Here is a 16,319-nt window from a genome sequence, read left to right as displayed (position 1 = left end):
GAATGTGTGGTCGATACCGGCCGGTATCGCCCTGCATTCTGGCGGGTCACTCACGCGATCCGCTGCGCACCACATTACCCCACTTTCCTCCACTTTCAATCCGATCGGGGGGCCGATTTGACATCTGCGCGCGAATAACCGCAGATCACCGGGCATGGCTCGAAGTGGGGCGTTTCCGCCCACGTGATCGCAAACACGAGAGCCTCCCCGGCCCCGACGGAGGGCCCGCACTCGGCCGGCCGAGAAAACCCCAGTTCAACGCTCCGCCTCCCTGCGATAGCAGAACCTCGGATCGAACCCACCGGCGGCAGGAGCAGGCAGTGGGGACATGTGGGGGCAACGTGTGGGGAACTGTGGGTGAGGCGGGAGGGATCGGCCACGGACCCACACGGACCGACACGGCCACCGCGGACGCGCCGACCGCACGAAAAACGGCGATGGCGCGACCTTTGCGGTCGCGCCATCGCCGTTTCGAGAGCCTGGGCGTTTCTGACGCCGGAAGCTACTCCTGTTCGAATCTCCTGCGGAAGCGATCCTCCATCCGGGACGAGAATCCGCCGCCGGACTTCTTGCCTCCATGAGGCTTACGCGGATGCGATCCTCGCGCACCCGGCCCTTCACCGGACGGGTCGTCCCCGTCGGGTACCGCTGCCAGATGCCCCTTCCCTCCACCGAACAGGAAGAGCACACCGGCACCGAACATAACGACGAACCCGATCACACTGACGATCGGGAATCCGCCCAACCACAACACATCCAGAGCCACGCCCGCGATGAGCAGGACGAGACCCAACGCAAAGAGGGCCACCGCCTGCAATCGACGTTTTCCAGCGGGGGCACGCATTCGCCCGCCCCTCACCGTGGACGCGAACTTGGGATCCTCGGCGTAGAGAGCGCTCTCGATCTGATCGAGCATGCGCTGCTCGTGCTCGGAGAGTGGCACGGTACCTCCCCCGGCACTAAGAGTTGGCACCTCGCCGCGGTGCGGAGAGGTGGGTAACGGACTAGCGGTTACCTGAATTCAATAATACGAGGAGAGTCCTCCTCTGACCACCTACTCCGTCGACGAGTTCCCACCGAATCGGCGACAATCCGGTATGCCCCACCAGAAGGGCCCGTGAACGTGTCCGGAATCACCGCATCCACGCTACGCCGAGAGCCCGGAAACAGCGCCCCGATTCGTCGCCCCGAGGCGATCCTCGACCGCAGTGAGGAACCTCCCCACCTCGAAATAGAACGCATCCGCATCCGCATCCGTCACGGTTCGCGTCACACCGGCTTCGATCGAGGCCCGGAGCGCGGAATGCTGGGCGAAGTAGTCGGCCCACTCCACGAAATCCGGTGCCGCYCGCGCCATGAGGACCCAAGCGCTCCGGGACCGAGGCCGCCTCGCCCGACCGGAGTTCGCCGCCCCTTCCACCCCGGCGAGGACCGCAGCAGCACCACGGAGTGCCCCGAGGTACGCACAACGGAATCGTTCCGCAGCCTGGACCGCACCCGCCGCCTCCGACAGCAGACCGTCCGCGCGACGCAACAACGCGACCGCAGACATCGGAGCCGACACCGGCCCCGCCGGCCCGACCGGTGAACCCGACACGGCAGGACGCCCGGACGATCCACAACCGGTCGCCGCGATCCTCGACCGCCCGGACATCGACCGCCGCTTCGGCACCGCCTCGCGCTCGACCACCTCTTCGGCATCCGCAGCTCCGACAGCACCGACAGCACCGACACCCCGCGCAACTTCAGGCACGACCTTCGACATGACTTCGAGCACCTCCCAACGCTCCGAAGTTCGGGACCGCCGATCCGGTGATGTTCGCTTCCCTCGAACATCACCGGATCGGCCATATCGAACATGCGTTCGACCTATTCAATATAACTGGCCCCACCGACATGTCGTCAAGAGAGAAGGGTGAGCCCGCGCATGGATGCGAGCACCGGCGAGAGCCCCGACACGAATCCGGAGTCCGCTCCGGTCGTCGTGGACCTGTCGGTATCCGACATGCGTGCCCGGCTTCCCGAGGCGCTGTCGATCTATGTGGCGGCCATGGGATACCCCCGCGGAACCGAGTACCACCGCGCACCCATGTGGACCGAGCACATGCAGCGAGCCGGATGGCGCGCGGTCGGCGCGGTACAGGCCGATCCCGAACTCCCCGACCGCCCGGCACCGTTGGTCGCGATCGCCTACGGCTATCGCGGCGCCCCCGATCAGTGGTGGCAGCAGCAGGTGCGGCACGGGATGCAGGCGACCGGGTGGAGCCGGGAGCAGATCTCGTACGTTCTCGGTAGCTACTTCGAGCTGACCGAACTGCACGTCCATCCGGACGCGCAGGGACACCGCCTGGGCGAGCGACTGCTCCGACGCCTGCTCGCCGACCGCCCGGAGCGTGGCGTACTGCTCTCCACCCCGGAGGTGGACGACGAGGACAACCGGGCCTGGCGCCTGTACCGGCGCACCGGGTTCCGCGACGTCGTCCGCCACTTCACCTTCGCGGGCGATCGCCGACCGTTCGCTGTTCTCGGACGGGGGTTGCCGCTGTGATACCGGAGTTCACGAGAGCCGCTGACGCTCGACTCGACGCGGTGGTGGTCGGTTCGGGCCACAATGCCCTGGTCTCGGCCTGCTATCTGGCCCGATCGGGATGGTCGGTGGAGGTTCTCGAACGGGACACCGTCGTCGGTGGCGCCGTCTCGACGGTCGAGCGGTTCCCGGGACACAAGGTGGATCGCGGGTCGTCGGCGCACATCATGATCCGGCACACCGGGATCATCGAAGAGCTCGACCTCGCCGCGCACGGACTGCGCTACATCGACTGCGACCCGTGGGCGTTCGCCCCGGCGCCGGCGGGATCGGACCGACCGGGAATCGTCTTCCACCGCAGCCTCGATCGGACATGCCGATCCATCGAGGAATCGTGCGGTGCGGCCGATGCGGACGCCTACCGACGTTTCGTCCGGACGTGGGGGCCGCGGACCGAGCGCGTGATGCGGGCCTTCGCGGCGCCGCCCACCGGAGGACACCTGCTGCGGTCGTTCTGGGGCCTCGACACGTCCGGGGGCGGCAGCGAGATCTCCCGCGAGTTCCTGACGTCGGGCGATGCGCTGCTCGACGAGTACTTCGACAGCGAACCGCTCAAGGCGGCACTCGCGTGGTTCGGTGCGCAGTCGGGTCCGCCGATGTCGGAGCCGGGAACCGCGCCGATGGTCGGGTTCGCGGCGCTGATGCACACGCTGCCACCCGGTCGAGCGGTCGGCGGCAGCGGCGCGCTGACGGCGGCGCTCGCCGCCCGGCTCGCCTCGGACGGTGGAACGGTCACGCTCGGTGACGGCGTGACCGAACTACGCAAGGACTCCGACGGCTGGACCGTGGTGACGGAGTCCGGACGTCGGATCCGTGCCCGCCGAGTCGTCGCCGGCTGCCACGTGCTGACCACTCTCGATCTGCTCGAACGCGGCGGCTACGACCGCGCCACACTCGACCGCTGGCGTCGCCGGATCCGGGTGGGGCCCGGCATCGGCATGGTGCTGCGTCTAGGGACCGACGCGCTGCCGTCGTACCCGAGCGCGCCCTCCGATGCGACGGACGCGACCGCGACATCGGGCCTGCAACTCCTCGTCTCCGACCGGGCCCAGCTGCGGACGGCGCACGGAGCCGCCCTCGCCGGCGAGTTGCCCCCCGAACCGGCGGTGCTCGCGATGAGCTTCAGCGGCATCGACCCGACGATCGCCCCCGCCGGCGAGCACCAGGTGACACTGTGGTCGCAGTGGCATCCTTACGCGTTGTCCGGCGGCCGCAACTGGGCGGATCTCGGCGAGAGCGAGGCCGATCGCATCGTCGCGAGTGTCGACGCCCTCGCACCCGGCTTCGCCGACAGCGTGCGTCACCGACACATCCAGACACCTGCGGACATCGAACGCGAGATGGGTCTGATCGGCGGCAACGTGATGCATGTGGAGATGTCACTGGACCAGATGTTCATGTGGCGTCCGATCCCCGAGCTGTCCGCGCACCGGGTACCGGACGCGGAGAACCTGTACCTCACCGGAGCGTCGACCCATCCCGGCGGTGGCGTGTCCGGCTCGAGCGGACGCAGCGCGGCGCGGGTCGCCCTGTCCGACGCGCGCGGTGGTCGACTGCGACAGGCGCTCCGCAAGCCCTTCCGATGAGCCCCCCGAACACAGTCATGCTGCGCGCCTCGGTGGCGCTCGCCGTCGCCGCGGTCGCCGCGCAGATCGTCTATCCGCTGGTGGACGGCCGATCCCGGGACGTGGTGACGGTCGCCGTGGTCGCGCTGCTGGCCGCCGCTTCGATCGTGCACGCCGTGGCCGTGCGCGGCGGACGGTGGGCCGCCGGGATGGTCCTGGCGACGGCCGGGGTCGGTCTGCTGTCCGAGGTGGTCGGAACCGCGACGGGCATCCCGTACGGCTGCTACGAGTACGCCACCGGACGGCTCGGCTGGGCCGTCGCCGACGTGCCGCTGGTGGTCCCGTTCGCGTGGACGGCGGGCTTCTACCCGGTGTGGTGCGTCGCGTCGCGACTGACCCGCGCGCGGCTCCCCCGCATCGTCCTCGCGACGATCGGCGTCGTCGGCTGGGACCTGTATCTGGACCCGCAGATGGTCGCCGACGGCCAGTGGCGCTGGTGCGTCACCGATGCCGGGCTGCCCGGTGTCGAACACATTCCGCTCACCAACTACGCGGGCTGGGTCGTCGTCGCCCTCGCGATGGCGGTTCTCGTCACCCTCCTGGACGTGCTCGACCGTCGTCCCCGAACGACGCCGCTCCGGCACGACGCGGTGCCCACCGCACTGTTCCTGTGGACGTGGCTGGGCTCGGCGCTGGCCCACGCGGTGTTCCTCGACGCACCCGAACTACGGTACTCGGCCGTCTACGGCGCGGTCGCGATGGGCGTACTGGGGGTGCCACTGCTCGTGGTTCTGGCGCGCACACGCCGGAACGAGCTGGACAACACCCCTACCGCCTGACACGAATACCCGTGCCTGGCACGATGACCCCTGTGCAGCCGTCCACGCCATCGCCATCACGTACCCGGTTCCGTCGCCTGTTCTCGACCGCGGCACTCGCACTGATCACGGTGCCGCTGCTGGCGGGGTGCCTGCGTGTGCAGGTGTCGATGGGCGTGTCGGCCGACGACAAGGTCTCGGGGCAGATCGTGGCAGCCACCGTCCCCAAGGACGAGAACGACAAGGGTCCACAGCTGACCCCGCCCCCGTCGCTCGCCAACCGGATCCGGGTGCAGGAGTACCAGAAGGACGGGTACGTCGGAACCGAGGCGTTCTTCAGCGGACTGTCGTTCGGCGACGTCCAGGATCTCGGTGGCATGTCGGGGCAGACCGACGGGGCCCTGCAGTTGTCGCTGCAGCGGGCCGGTGATCTGGTGAACCTCAGCGGTCGGATCGATCTCGAGAACGTTCCGGCCCAGGGCACCGACGTACAGTTCACGATCGCCTTCCCGGCCCGGGTCGCCACGACCAACGGCACTCGCGAGGGCGATTCGACCATCACGTGGAAGCTCCCGGCCGGCGAGGTCAGCACGCTGCGCGCCGAGGTTCGCTACGCCGATCCCAAGACCCGCAGTTTCGCCGGATGGGCGGGTATGGCGGCCGGCGTCACGATCGCCGTCGCGGCGATCGTCGGTGTGATGGCGTGGGCCACCCGCAACCGCAGAACACCGTCCGGGCCTCGCCGCGAGGAGCCTCTCGAGACGTCGACACGGTGAGCCTTCGATAGTGGTTCCACCGTTCGAACCGCTCGCCGTCGCGACCCGCGCGGGTACCGGGCTCGCGCTCGCGGCGGCCGCCGTCACGGCCGCGAACGTCGCCGGGTTGCCCCGACTGCACGCCGAACCGGTGACCGAACCCGTGACGGTCCTGGTGCCGGCCCGGAACGAGGCACACCGGATCGCCGGTCTCCTCGGGGATCTACGCGGCCAGACCCTCCTCGGCACGCTGCGCATGATCGTCCTCGACGACGACTCCACCGATGCGACGGCACTGGTCGCCGAACGCGCCTTCGACGGCGACAGCCGCTTCGCGCTGATCCGAACCACGCATGCCCCGCCATCCGGATGGTTGGGCAAGACCGCTGCCTGCCGGACCGCCGCCGAGCACGCGGCCCGACTGGTCGATCCGCGACGGCCGGGTGTGCTGGTCTTCCTCGACGCCGACGTACGACTGGCCCCGGACGCCCTCGCGGCCGCCGTGACCGAGTTACGCCGCACCGGCGCCGACCTCGTCTCCCCGTGGCCCCGTCAGGATGCAGTCACGGCCACCGAACGCATCATCCAGCCGCTGCTGTGCTGGTCGTGGTTCTCGATGCTGCCGGTGCGCGTCGCCAACGACAGCCGCCGCCCGTCGACGGCGGTGGCCTGCGGGCAGTTCCTCGTGTTCGACGCCGCGGCCTACTTCCGGATGGGCGGGCATGCCGTCGTCGCCGACAGCCTCACCGAGGATCTCGACATCGCCCGGGAGCTGCGCCGGCGGGGCGGACGGACCGTGGTCGTGGCCGCGCAGGACAAGGCGACGTGCCGGATGTATGTCGGCCCCGCCGCGCTGCGTGCCGGATACACCCGCTGGTTGTGGACGGCGTACGGCTCGGCCGCCGGATCGACGGCGGTTGCCGCCGCGGCCGCACTGACCTATCTGGTGCCGCCGGCCGCGATGCTGTTCGGGCGCGGCAACAACCGCCGGTGGGGCGCTGTGGGCTACGCCGCAGCCACCGCCTCGAGACTTGCTGCGCGCACGGTCGAGACCGGACGACGACCCCGGGTGGGCGACCTCCTGGACGCGGCCGCCCACCCGGTGTCGATCGTCGGCCTGATCGGCCTCACCGTCGCCTCCCACCGGGACCGCCGACGTGGCGGACTGCGGTGGAAGGGCCGGGCGATCGGCTAGCCCCGTACCGTGGCAGCACTCGGCGTTCGCTAGCCGTTCGCGATCACCGCGGCGACCTCCCTCGCGAGGGCGCGTTCGCCGTCTGCATTCGGATGCACCGGCACCGGCTGCGCGGAGTAGACCAGCGGCTCGATCCACCGCTCCCCCACCGGCTTACAGCCGTCGTGCCCTTCCGATACCCGGGCCATGTCGACGAACGACGTACCCGTCTCGGCGGCCGCTCGCGCGATCGCGTCGTTGAGCGTCGCCTGGAGATCACGCAGATACGGGACGTCGCCCTGCGCGATCGGGAACTGCGGAAAGCAGCCTCCGGTCGCCGGCAGCAACCACGGGTACCCGACAACGACGACATGGGCTCGCGGGGCGCGGGCATGTACGTCCTCGAGCGCTTTGACGAGCGCCGGGTAGGTCTGGCTGGTGATCGGTTCGAACAGGCCCGCGCCGTATCGCGACTTGCACGGGTCGAACGCGCCGGGACTGACCGCCCAGGCACCGATACAGGTCGCCATGGCGCCGGCAAAGGTGTCGTTGTTGTTTCCGCCGATCATGACGGTCACGAGCTCGGTCGACGGGGACAGCGCGTCGAGTTGGGCCCGGGTCCCCGGATACTGTGGTTGGTAGAAGTCCCCGGTCTTGGCGCCGCCGCAGCTGACGTCGGTGAGCCGATAACCCGATTCGGCTGCCACGATGTGTGCGAAGTTCTGTTCGGACTGCCAGCACTGCGGCAGCTGTCCGGACGCGATCGGAGCGACGCCCGATCCCGCACTGAAACTGTCGCCGAGATTCACATACTCGGTACCGCCGGGCAGCGCGGCGGCCGGCGACGCCAGGGCGACGGCGTGAGCCGCCATCCCTGACGCGGCCGCCAGCACGGCCGCCATCGCCTTCCATCGTCTGCCCGTGATTCTTGTTGCCATAATGCGTCTCCCCCAACTCGGATGCGATCGGCCGGAAGAACCGATCGGGTGGACTCGCGCGCACCGGCTGCCGCCCCAGATGATGGCCGCATACGGCATACAAACGTTCTGATCGCAACGCCTGGCAAGGAACTGGTGGAGCTGGACCGGACCGCTACTCCATCGTCTCGATCCGCAGAGTGACGGGGCAATCCCCGGACGACCGGCCGACCTGAAGGTCGTACGCCCCGGGTTGGTAGGCCCACGAGCGACTTTCCTCGTCCCAGATCTCGAACGCCCGGCGGGGCAGGGTGATCGTCGCGGTGACGGCGTCGCCGGGCGATGCCTCGACGGTCGCGAAGCCCGCGAGCGCCCGGGCCGGCCGGTCTGCGTGCGCCTCGACCGGCGCGAGATAGACCTGCACGACCTCGCGTCCGCGCCGGGATCCGGTGTTGCGGACGGTCACGGTGACGGTATCCGCGTCCCGCTCGACGCCCTCGTACGCCCAGGTCGTGTAGCCGAGGCCGTGCCCGAAGGGATACGCGGGCTCGACGTCGGACCGATCCCACGCGCGGTAACCGATGAACAGGCCCTCGGCGTAGGCGAGCTTGCCGTCGACAGGGGTGACGTCGGTGACCGGGCAGTCGGCGAGCGTGGCGGGCCAGGTGGTCGGCAGCCGGCCGCCGGGCTCGGCCACACCGGCCAGCACGTCGGCCAGTGCGGCGCCGGCCTCCTGCCCGGGGAACCAGCTCAGCAGCACCGCCGCGACCTCGTCGCGCCACGGCATCTCCACCGGCGAACCGGCATTGACGACGACGACGGTTCTCGGGTTGGCCGCGGCCACACGGGCCACCAACTCGTCTTGACGACCCGGCAGCTTCAGCGTGGTGCGGTCGAAGCCTTCCGACTCCACCTTGTCGGTGGTGGCGACGACGACGACGGCCACGTCCGCCTCGGTGGCGGCGGCCACGGCCTCGGCCATGAGCTCCTCGGGGTCACGCTGCGGCTCGAGGTGTCCGAGACTGAAGCTGACGATGGCGATGGGAGAACCCTCCATCTTCATCGGGGTGTACCGCAGGACCACCTTGACCGTCCGGCCCGCCTCGAGCTCCACGACGCCGCGGTCCTTCGGCGAGCCGAAGAGCATCTCGAACGGGTCGAAGCTCTCCAGCGCCTGGTCGCCCTCGAACAGCGTCTCGCCGTCGACGGTCAGGGTGAACTGGCCGATGCCCTTGGTGCCGAAGCGGTGCGGGCCGGACTGCTCGGGCGTGAAGGCGCCGATGATCTCGATGGTCTGCAGCGCCTCGTAGTCGATGCCCTCGGGGAGGTCGCCCATCCACATGATGTTGCCGTTCGCCAGCGGGAGCTCGCGCTGCAGCGAGCCGTCGGCGGCGTAGCAGCGGGCGCGCAGCTCGAATCCGTGGTCGGCGACGCCCATCTCGTCGCTCAGCGCCGTGCCGACGCTGTAGCTCAGCTTGCCGTCGGGCAGCGCAGCGGTCAGCCCGGCGAGGGGGGAGACGACAGCCTCGGGGAAGACCATGGCGGATCCTCCGCCGAGCACGCGGGCGTCCCGCGCGGCCAGGCCGATCAGCGCGACGGTGGTCTCGGCAGGGTCGATCGGCAGCACCGGGGCGGCGTCGACCTCGGCGTTGCGGGCAAGCACGAAGGAGCGCCGGGCGACCTCGCGCGCGATCTCGCGGCCGTCGACCGCGGCGGGGAACTCGGCGACCGCGGCCGGGGCGCCCTCGAGCAGCCCGACACGCGCCGCGAGCAACAGGACGTGACGCACGGCCTCGTCGACGACGGACTCGTCGACCTCCCCGTCCCGGACCGCTTTGACGAGGAGCTCGCCGTAGACGGACACCGGGCCGGGCATCGCGACGTCCAGGCCGCCGAGGATCGCGCCCACCGTCGAGCGGGTGCCCATCCAGTCGGAGACCACGATCCCGTCGAAGCCCCACTCGTCGCGGAGGACGCCCCTGAGTAGTTCGGTGTGTTCGCTCATCGTGGTGCCGTTGACGCCGTTGTAGGCGGACATGATCGCCCACGGTCGGGCATCCTCGACGATCGCCTCGAACGGCGCGAGGTAGAGCTCGCGGAGGGCCTCCGGGGAGACGATGTTGTCGACACTCATCCGGTCGGTCTCGGCGTCGTTGGCCACGAAGTGCTTGACGGTGGCTCCGACGCCGCCGGACTGCACGCCGCGGACGAAGCCGGAGCCGATCGCGCCGGTGAGCAGCGGATCCTCGGAATACGCCTCGAAGTGCCGGCCACCGACGGGGGTGCGGTGCATGTTCACGGTGGGAGCGAGCAGCAGGTGCACGCCCTTGCGGCGCGCCTCCTGCGCGAGCAGCGTCCCCGCCCGGGCGATCAGCTCGGGATCCCAGGTCGCGGCCATCGCGGTCGGCGAGGGCAGCAGGACGGACGGGTCCTCCGGACCCCAGCTGGCCCCGCGCACGCCGACAGGGCCGTCGGACATCACGACGGAGCCGAGACCGATCTCGGGGAGCGGCGGCAGGGTCCAGATGTCCTGCCCCTGAAGCAGTCGCGCCTTCGCGTCCAGATCCAGCTTGGCGAGCGCCGATTCGACGGCCTCGCGTACGGCTTCGTTCTCCATCGTGAATTCCTTTGTCATCGAACGGTTTCAGCAACCAGCGAACCGCGTCCACCAGAATGAAACCGGTTGGCGAACAAGTCGATTCGCCGATCCCGGCGAGGATGCGGCCGACTGGGCAGCTGGGTGGCGCCACAGCGGTTCGATACTGACACGATCACCTAATGAGTGATAGGCGTTGATATGAAAACGTTATATTTAGCATCGACGGGGGCCGTGGTGCCGATGAGCAACCGCGCGAGAGGTTCGCGTCAGCGTCGGCCGGTGCCGTCCTCGGAACGATCACCCAGGGCGAGCAGCGCGACGAAGTTACGGAAGGCAGCGGGCATGTCGACATCCTCAGGAGCCAGGAGCCACTGGATCTGCATGCCGTCCAAGACCGCGATCAACAACGGCGACGCCTGTTCCGGCGTGAGACCACCGGGCAGTCGATCGCCGAACTCCCGCCGCAGCAACTCGGCGAAAACCTCACGCGCACCGGCATAACGCTCAGTGAAGAACTCCCGTGCCGGATGCTGGCCGATCGCACTCTCCGCCGCCAACGCGGTGAAGGTCTGGACGACACCGGGACGTTCGGCGTTGAACTCGACAACCTGCTCGAGGTGCGACAGGCGCGCATCCGTGGCCCCTGCGAGGAACGCAGCGACATCCCACCGGTCGCGAGCCTCGAGCACGCCGACCAGGAGGTGTTCCTTACTGGGGAAGTAATGCAGAAGACCGGGCTGGGTCAGCCCGACGCGTTCCGCCACGGCAGCGAGCGTCGTTGCCCGATAGCCACGCTCGGCGATCACCGTCATCGCCGCGTCGAGGATGGCCTCACGCCGCGCTTCCGCCCTGGCCGCCCGCCCGCCCCGCTGTCGCTCCGTCACGGTACGAGCCTAACGACGGCGGCGTTCGACTCACTGGGCGGCCGCGAATGACGGCAGGATTGTAACGATACCGTCACAAAGCCTAATTCCCGCTAGGCGCGATGCCTACCCTCTCGACCTATGACACGTCGCTTGCGGAAAAGTCTCGTCGTCCTCGTCACCGCGATCACGGCAGTGGTCGCCGCCGGCACCACCGCACAAGCGGGTGGGATTCCCACGTCGGCCGCCGGGCCCACGAAGGCCGTCGAATCCACGTACTCCGACCGCGGGCCGTGGGAGCTGACCACGCAGAAGGGCTTCGGCTGCTGCGACTCCACCGGCGCCGCGTTCGATGTCTGGTACCCCACCGACCTCGGCGCGAACGGGGAGCGCCACCCGATCATCACCTGGGGCAACGGCACCTTCGCCCACCCGCACCAGTACGACTATCTGCTCTCGCACCTGGCGTCCTGGGGCTTCGTGGTGATCGCGGCCGACAACACCAACACGGGCTCCGGCCGGGAGATGCTGGAAGCGGTGGACTTCCTCCGGCGCCAGGACGGTGATCCGTCCAGCGTCTTCCATCAGAAGCTGGACACCGACGCCGTCGGCGCGATGGGGCACTCCCAGGGCGCGGTCGGCACCCTCAACGCGACCGCGCACTCCGGCGGCACCGTCAGGACCGCGGTCCCCATCGAGCTCCCCGGCCAGTACATGTGCACGCTCGGGTTACCGAAACCGGAGGGGATGACGACTTGCACGGACCCCCGGGAGCTCACCACCGGCTCGGTCTTCTACGTCAACGGCTCCGACAGCCCGATCTCGCCGTCCACCCAGCCGCTGCCGTGGCAGATGATCGGCATCCAGTCCGCACAGGCCTACTACGAGGCGACTCCGGAATCGTTGACCAAGGTGCGGGCAACCCTGAACGGCCCCAACCACAACGACATTCAGGGCCAGCCGGGCTGCACCCCGGACAACCTGGGCTGCGTGAACGGCGTGACCGGCTTCCTCGGCTACCTCACGGCCTGGGTCATGGACCGACTGCAGGGTGACACCCGGGCGCACAGCGCCTTCGTCTCGGGAACCGGCGAACTGTTCGGCGACCCCGACTGGAGCAATCAGACGAGCAACATCACCGGATGAACCGACGAGTGAGTGCCGGGCGACTCCGCGGCCGGCACTCACCCAATGGGCGGACGCGTCGAGCCCGTCACACCGACGTCGAGGCAGACATACCCAGGTTCGCCAGCACCTCACCGGTGGCCCGCGCGAAGTTGAGCGTGATGAAGTGCAGGCACGGCGCGCCCTCGGCGATCAACCGCTCGCTCATCTCGGTCGCGACCTCGATACCGATCTCACGCACCGCGGCACGGTTCTCCTCCGGACCGTCACCCGCAGCCCGGGTGAGCCGCTCCTCCAGCGCGGCCGGCAGCTTCGAACCGGACAGCTCCAGGCTGCGACGGGCCGAGCGCAGCGACGTGATCGGCATGATCTCGGGGATGATCGGCTTCTCGCCCTGCTCGGGGTCGTACGCCACGACGCGGTCGCGCAGTCGCAGATAATCGTCGACGTCGAAGAACATCTGGGTGATCGAGTACTCGGCGCCGGCCCGCAGCTTGGACACGAGGTACTTCGTGTCGTATTCGAGGTCGGGCGCCCGGTAGTGGCCTTCCGGGAACGAGGCCACACCCACATGGAAGTCGCCCATGTCGCGGACCAGACGGACCAGTTCCTCGGCGTACTCGACGCCGTCGGGATGCTTGACCCACTCACCCAGCGGATCACCGGGCGGGTCGCCCCGGAGCACGAGGATGTTGCTGATACCGCGATCGGCGTAGGCGCCGCACATCGCACGCAGTTCGTCGATGCTGTGCCCCACCGCGGTCAAGTGCGCCACGGGGAGCAGCGTGGTGTCCTCCGCGAGCCGGCCGGTGACCCGGACGGTGCGATCGCGTGTCGAGCCGCCCGCGCCGTACGTCATGGACACGAACGCCGGTCCGAGTCGCTCGAACTCGCGGACCGCGCGCCACAGACGCGCCTCGGCGTCCGCGTCACGCGGGGGCGAGAACTCGACTGAGAAGGGGATCCGACCACTCTTGGAAGCTTCCGACGAGCTGATCCGGTCCACGATCGATGGGGTCTGGGTCTCCCAACCCGCGCTGTTGCGCCCCCGAACGGCATCGAATGTCACCGATCCAGCATAGGTTGGCCTCCCTGTTTCACCCGCATCGAGTGGGGTCCGTACCGGCAGCCTCGGCATCCGAGCGACCACTATGGTGGTGTCGAGGCTTTGCGCCACGGTCGCCGCCGCGCGCCGGTCCGTACTCAACTTGGAGGCTGTCCTGTCCGCTGGAGCCGGCGAGTCCACTCGCCCTTCCCGGTCCACCCCACCGCTCACCGATCTCGTCGAGGGTGCGCTCCGCGATTTCTTCGCGTCGCGGGCCGACACGATCCGTTCGGTCGGCGGCGGCTACGAGAACGCTGTCGCGACCCTCGAGAGCTTCGTGCTGCGCGGCGGCAAGCGGGTGCGTCCGGTCTTCGCGTGGACGGGCTGGCTCGCAGCCGGTGGCGACCCCGAGGGCGCGCAGGCGGACGCGGTACTGCGGAGTGCGTCGGCGCTGGAACTGGTGCAGGCGTGCGCACTGGTCCACGACGACATCATCGACGCGTCCACCACGCGTCGGGGGTTCCCCACCGTGCACGTCGAGTTTGCCGATCAGCACAGCGCGCAGCAGTGGAGCGGCGGCAGCGCGGAATTCGGCCGGGCCGTCGCGATCCTGTTGGGCGATCTGGCACTGGCCTGGGCCGACGACATGGTCCGCGAGGCCGGGCTCGCGCCGGAGACCCTCGCCCGCATCTCCCCCGTGTGGTCGGCGATGCGGACCGAGGTCCTGGGTGGTCAGTTCCTCGACATCAGCGGCGAGGTGCGCGCGGACGAATCGATCGAGGCCGCGCTGCGCGTCAACCGCTTCAAGACGGCCGCGTACACGATCGAACGCCCGCTACACCTGGGTGCGGCACTGGCGGGGGCCGACGACGCCCTGGTCGAGGCTTACCGCCGGTTCGGCACCGACATCGGCATCGCGTTCCAGCTCCGCGACGATCTGCTCGGGGTCTTCGGCGATCCCGAGGTCACCGGCAAGCCCTCCGGCGACGACCTGCGCGCGGGCAAACGCACCGTGTTGTTCGCGGAGGCCCTGCAGCGCGCCGACGCCACCAATCCGGCGGCCGCGGCGCTGCTGCGTGAGTCGATCGGCACCGACCTGTCCGATACGCAGGTCGCGCGGCTGCGCACCGTGATCACCGACCTGGGCGCCGTCGACGACGCCGAACGTCGCATCTCCGAACTCACCGCCGACGCACTCGCGGCGCTCGACGGCAGCACGGCCACCGACGAGGGCAAGCGGCGACTGCGGGAGATGGCGATCGCCGTCACCCGCCGGGACGCCTGATCGCCGTGGGTGTGCGCACCGTTCCGGGCGCCACCGACCGGGTCGTGGTGGTCGGCGCCGGGCTGGCCGGGCTGGCCGCCGCGCTGCATCTGCGGGGGCGCGGCCGGGACGTGACGCTGCTCGAGCGTGACGACCGTCCGGGCGGGCGCGTCGGAACGTACCGGGGCCCCGGGTACGTGATCGACAGCGGCGCCACCGTGCTGACGATGCCCGAACTGGTGCGCGACGCGCTCGCCGCCGTCGGCGCGGACTTCGACACGACGACGCCGCCGCTGCGGTTGCATCGGTTGGCTCCCGCGTACCACGCGCGTTTCGCGGACGGCTCGACGATCGACGTGCACTCCGACCCCGAGCGGATGGTCGCCGAGGTCGCCCGGGTCTGCGGACCGGACGAGGCACGCCGCTATCTGGATCTGCGCCGGTGGCTGGCCCGGGTGTTCGACGCCGAGTTCGACACGTTCATCGACGCCAACTTCGACTCACCGCTGGATCTGTTCTCCACCCGGAAGTCGGCGACCGATCTGGCGCGCCTGCTCGCAGCAGGCGGCTTCGGCCGGCTCGGCGGTCAGGTTGCCCGGCGGGTCACTGATCCACGGCTGCAGCGGATCTTCACGTTCCAGGCCCTGTACGCGGGTGTGGCGCCGGCGAAGGCGCTCGCGGTGTACGGCGCGATCGCGCACATGGACACTTCGCTCGGGGTGTCGTTCCCCGAGGGCGGGATGTGCACCATCGCCGAGTCGATGGCCGACGCCTTCACCTCGGCCGGCGGCACCCTGCACCTGGGCACCGAGGTGACCCGCATCGAGCGGTCCGGTGACCGGGTGCGCACCGTGCACACCGCCGACGGTCGTTCGTTTCCGTGCGATGCGCTCGTCCTCACCCCCGACCTGCCGATCGTGGACGACCTGCTGGCGACCCGACGCGTCCGTCGTCAGCGGATCTCGCCGTCGGCCGTCGTGCTGCACGGCACGGTCCCCCGCGTCACCAGCACGCGGTGGGGTGCGCCACACCACCACACGATCGACTTCGGCGCGGAGTGGGAGCGCACGTTCGCCGAGATCGCGGCGCGGCCCGGACGCGGCCGCCTGATGAGCGATCCGTCCCTGCTGATCACCCGCCCCGCGGTGACCGATCCCGGGCTGATCCTCAACCGTGACGGCGTCGAACACGAACCACTGTCGGTGCTGGCGCCGTGCCCGAACCTCGACAGCGCCCCGCTCGACTGGTCGGCATTGACCGACGCGTACGCGAGCGAGCTCCTGCAGACCCTGGAACAGCGCGGATACCACGACATCGGCACCGACTATGCCGTTGATCACATCGATACGCCKGCCACGTGGGCCCGTCAGGGGATGGCGGCCGGGAGCCCGTTCGCTCCGGCCCACATCTTCCGGCAGACCGGGCCATTCCGGCGCCGCAACCTGGTCAGACGGCCGGCGAACGTCGTTCTGGCGGGATCCGGAACGACACCCGGCGTCGGCGTCCCGACGGTTTTGATCTCGGGCAAACTCGCCGCCGAGCGCGTGTGCGGACGGCCGAAGCCGGTGCTTGCCCGATAATTGCCGCCGACGCACTAAACTGACTAC

Annotated in this window: 14 protein-coding genes; 8 read left to right on the top strand and 6 right to left on the bottom strand. The window is 69.5% G+C overall.

The features are described from left to right. Window positions 1–502 precede the first annotated feature (502 nt). Both AB4Z09_RS15275 and AB4Z09_RS15270 read right to left on the bottom strand, forming a co-directional pair. The gene (locus tag AB4Z09_RS15275; RefSeq protein ID WP_114719282.1) at window positions 503–943 is read right to left on the bottom strand and encodes a DUF3040 domain-containing protein; all 441 of its coding nucleotides are present in this window, start codon (window positions 941–943) and stop codon (window positions 503–505) included. Between the two features lie 204 nt (window positions 944–1,147). Further along, the gene (locus AB4Z09_RS15270) at window positions 1,148–1,765 is read right to left on the bottom strand and encodes an SAV_6107 family HEPN domain-containing protein (protein ID WP_254622548.1); all 618 of its coding nucleotides are present in this window, start codon (window positions 1,763–1,765) and stop codon (window positions 1,148–1,150) included. Between the two features lie 162 nt (window positions 1,766–1,927). Between AB4Z09_RS15270 and AB4Z09_RS15265 the strand changes: the two genes are divergently transcribed. The 5 genes from AB4Z09_RS15265 to AB4Z09_RS15245 are packed head-to-tail and all read left to right on the top strand — an operon-like array spanning window position 1,928 to window position 6,920. Beyond that, window positions 1,928–2,548 (top strand): GNAT family N-acetyltransferase, encoded by a 621-nt coding sequence (locus tag AB4Z09_RS15265; protein WP_114719281.1) that lies wholly within the window; start codon window positions 1,928–1,930, stop codon window positions 2,546–2,548. Between the two features lie 41 nt (window positions 2,549–2,589). Further along, the gene (locus AB4Z09_RS15260; RefSeq protein ID WP_254622549.1) at window positions 2,590–4,173 is read left to right on the top strand and encodes a phytoene desaturase family protein; all 1,584 of its coding nucleotides are present in this window, start codon (window positions 2,590–2,592) and stop codon (window positions 4,171–4,173) included. Continuing rightward, on the top strand, window positions 4,170–4,991 hold the full coding sequence (locus AB4Z09_RS15255) for a carotenoid biosynthesis protein (protein WP_114719279.1): 822 nt from the start codon (window positions 4,170–4,172) through the stop codon (window positions 4,989–4,991). Before AB4Z09_RS15260 ends, AB4Z09_RS15255 begins: the two co-directional genes overlap by 4 nt. A 32-nt stretch (window positions 4,992–5,023) precedes the next feature. Then, window positions 5,024–5,746 carry an LppM family (lipo)protein gene (locus AB4Z09_RS15250; RefSeq protein WP_174914792.1) on the top strand — a complete coding sequence of 241 codons (723 nt, stop codon included), beginning with the start codon at window positions 5,024–5,026 and terminating at the stop codon, window positions 5,744–5,746. Between the two features lie 7 nt (window positions 5,747–5,753). After that, complete coding sequence (locus AB4Z09_RS15245; RefSeq protein ID WP_441346824.1) at window positions 5,754–6,920, top strand: glycosyltransferase; 1,167 nt, start codon at window positions 5,754–5,756, stop codon at window positions 6,918–6,920. Between the two features lie 29 nt (window positions 6,921–6,949). Here the strand turns inward: AB4Z09_RS15245 and AB4Z09_RS15240 are convergent, their stop codons facing one another. The 3 genes from AB4Z09_RS15240 to AB4Z09_RS15230 form a co-directional block, all read right to left on the bottom strand. Continuing rightward, window positions 6,950–7,837, bottom strand: coding sequence for an SGNH/GDSL hydrolase family protein (locus tag AB4Z09_RS15240; protein WP_429519664.1), 888 nt, complete (start codon window positions 7,835–7,837; stop codon window positions 6,950–6,952). Window positions 7,838–7,991: 154 nt separating this feature from the next. Beyond that, complete coding sequence (locus AB4Z09_RS15235) at window positions 7,992–10,433, bottom strand: glycoside hydrolase family 3 protein (protein WP_442240099.1); 2,442 nt, start codon at window positions 10,431–10,433, stop codon at window positions 7,992–7,994. A 248-nt stretch (window positions 10,434–10,681) separates the two neighbouring features. Beyond that, on the bottom strand, window positions 10,682–11,299 hold the full coding sequence (locus tag AB4Z09_RS15230) for a TetR/AcrR family transcriptional regulator (protein WP_217487137.1): 618 nt from the start codon (window positions 11,297–11,299) through the stop codon (window positions 10,682–10,684). Between the two features lie 120 nt (window positions 11,300–11,419). Here AB4Z09_RS15230 and AB4Z09_RS15225 point away from each other — a divergent pair, with 120 nt between their 5' ends. Next, entirely contained in the window at window positions 11,420–12,424 is a 1,005-nt protein-coding gene (locus AB4Z09_RS15225; RefSeq protein ID WP_442240098.1) for a poly(ethylene terephthalate) hydrolase family protein, read from the top strand. 67 nt (window positions 12,425–12,491) lie between these two features. On the opposite strand, the gene metF is transcribed toward AB4Z09_RS15225, so the two are convergent. Beyond that, a complete protein-coding gene (gene metF / locus AB4Z09_RS15220) occupies window positions 12,492–13,472 on the bottom strand; it encodes a methylenetetrahydrofolate reductase [NAD(P)H] (protein WP_114719273.1) in 981 nt (326 codons plus the stop codon). Between the two features lie 139 nt (window positions 13,473–13,611). On the opposite strand from metF, the gene AB4Z09_RS15215 reads away from it, so the two are divergent. Then, window positions 13,612–14,733, top strand: coding sequence for a polyprenyl synthetase family protein (locus tag AB4Z09_RS15215; protein WP_442240097.1), 1,122 nt, complete (start codon window positions 13,612–13,614; stop codon window positions 14,731–14,733). Next, a complete protein-coding gene (gene crtI, locus AB4Z09_RS15210) occupies window positions 14,733–16,292 on the top strand; it encodes a phytoene desaturase family protein (RefSeq protein ID WP_174914794.1) in 1,560 nt (519 codons plus the stop codon). The genes AB4Z09_RS15215 and crtI overlap by 1 nt, the downstream gene beginning before the upstream one ends. Window positions 16,293–16,319: the final 27 nt, after the last annotated feature.

Source organism: Rhodococcus sp. TAF43 (assembly GCF_052113525.1).
GTDB lineage: Bacteria > Actinomycetota > Actinomycetes > Mycobacteriales > Mycobacteriaceae > Prescottella.
This window is presented reverse-complemented; position numbering and strand designations above follow the sequence as displayed.

What these genes read in the sequence shown, in the direction of transcription:
- AB4Z09_RS15265 (WP_114719281.1), top strand. Translation starts at nt 1,928, where the DNA reads ATGGATGCGAGCACCGGCGAGAGCCCCGACACGAATCCGGAGTCCGCT.
- AB4Z09_RS15255 (WP_114719279.1), top strand. Translation starts at nt 4,170, where the DNA reads ATGAGCCCCCCGAACACAGTCATGCTGCGCGCCTCGGTGGCGCTCGCC.
- AB4Z09_RS15240 (WP_429519664.1), bottom strand. Translation starts at nt 7,837, where the DNA reads ATGGCAACAAGAATCACGGGCAGACGATGGAAGGCGATGGCGGCCGTG.
- AB4Z09_RS15235 (WP_442240099.1), bottom strand. Translation starts at nt 10,433, where the DNA reads ATGGAGAACGAAGCCGTACGCGAGGCCGTCGAATCGGCGCTCGCCAAG.
- AB4Z09_RS15225 (WP_442240098.1), top strand. Translation starts at nt 11,420, where the DNA reads ATGACACGTCGCTTGCGGAAAAGTCTCGTCGTCCTCGTCACCGCGATC.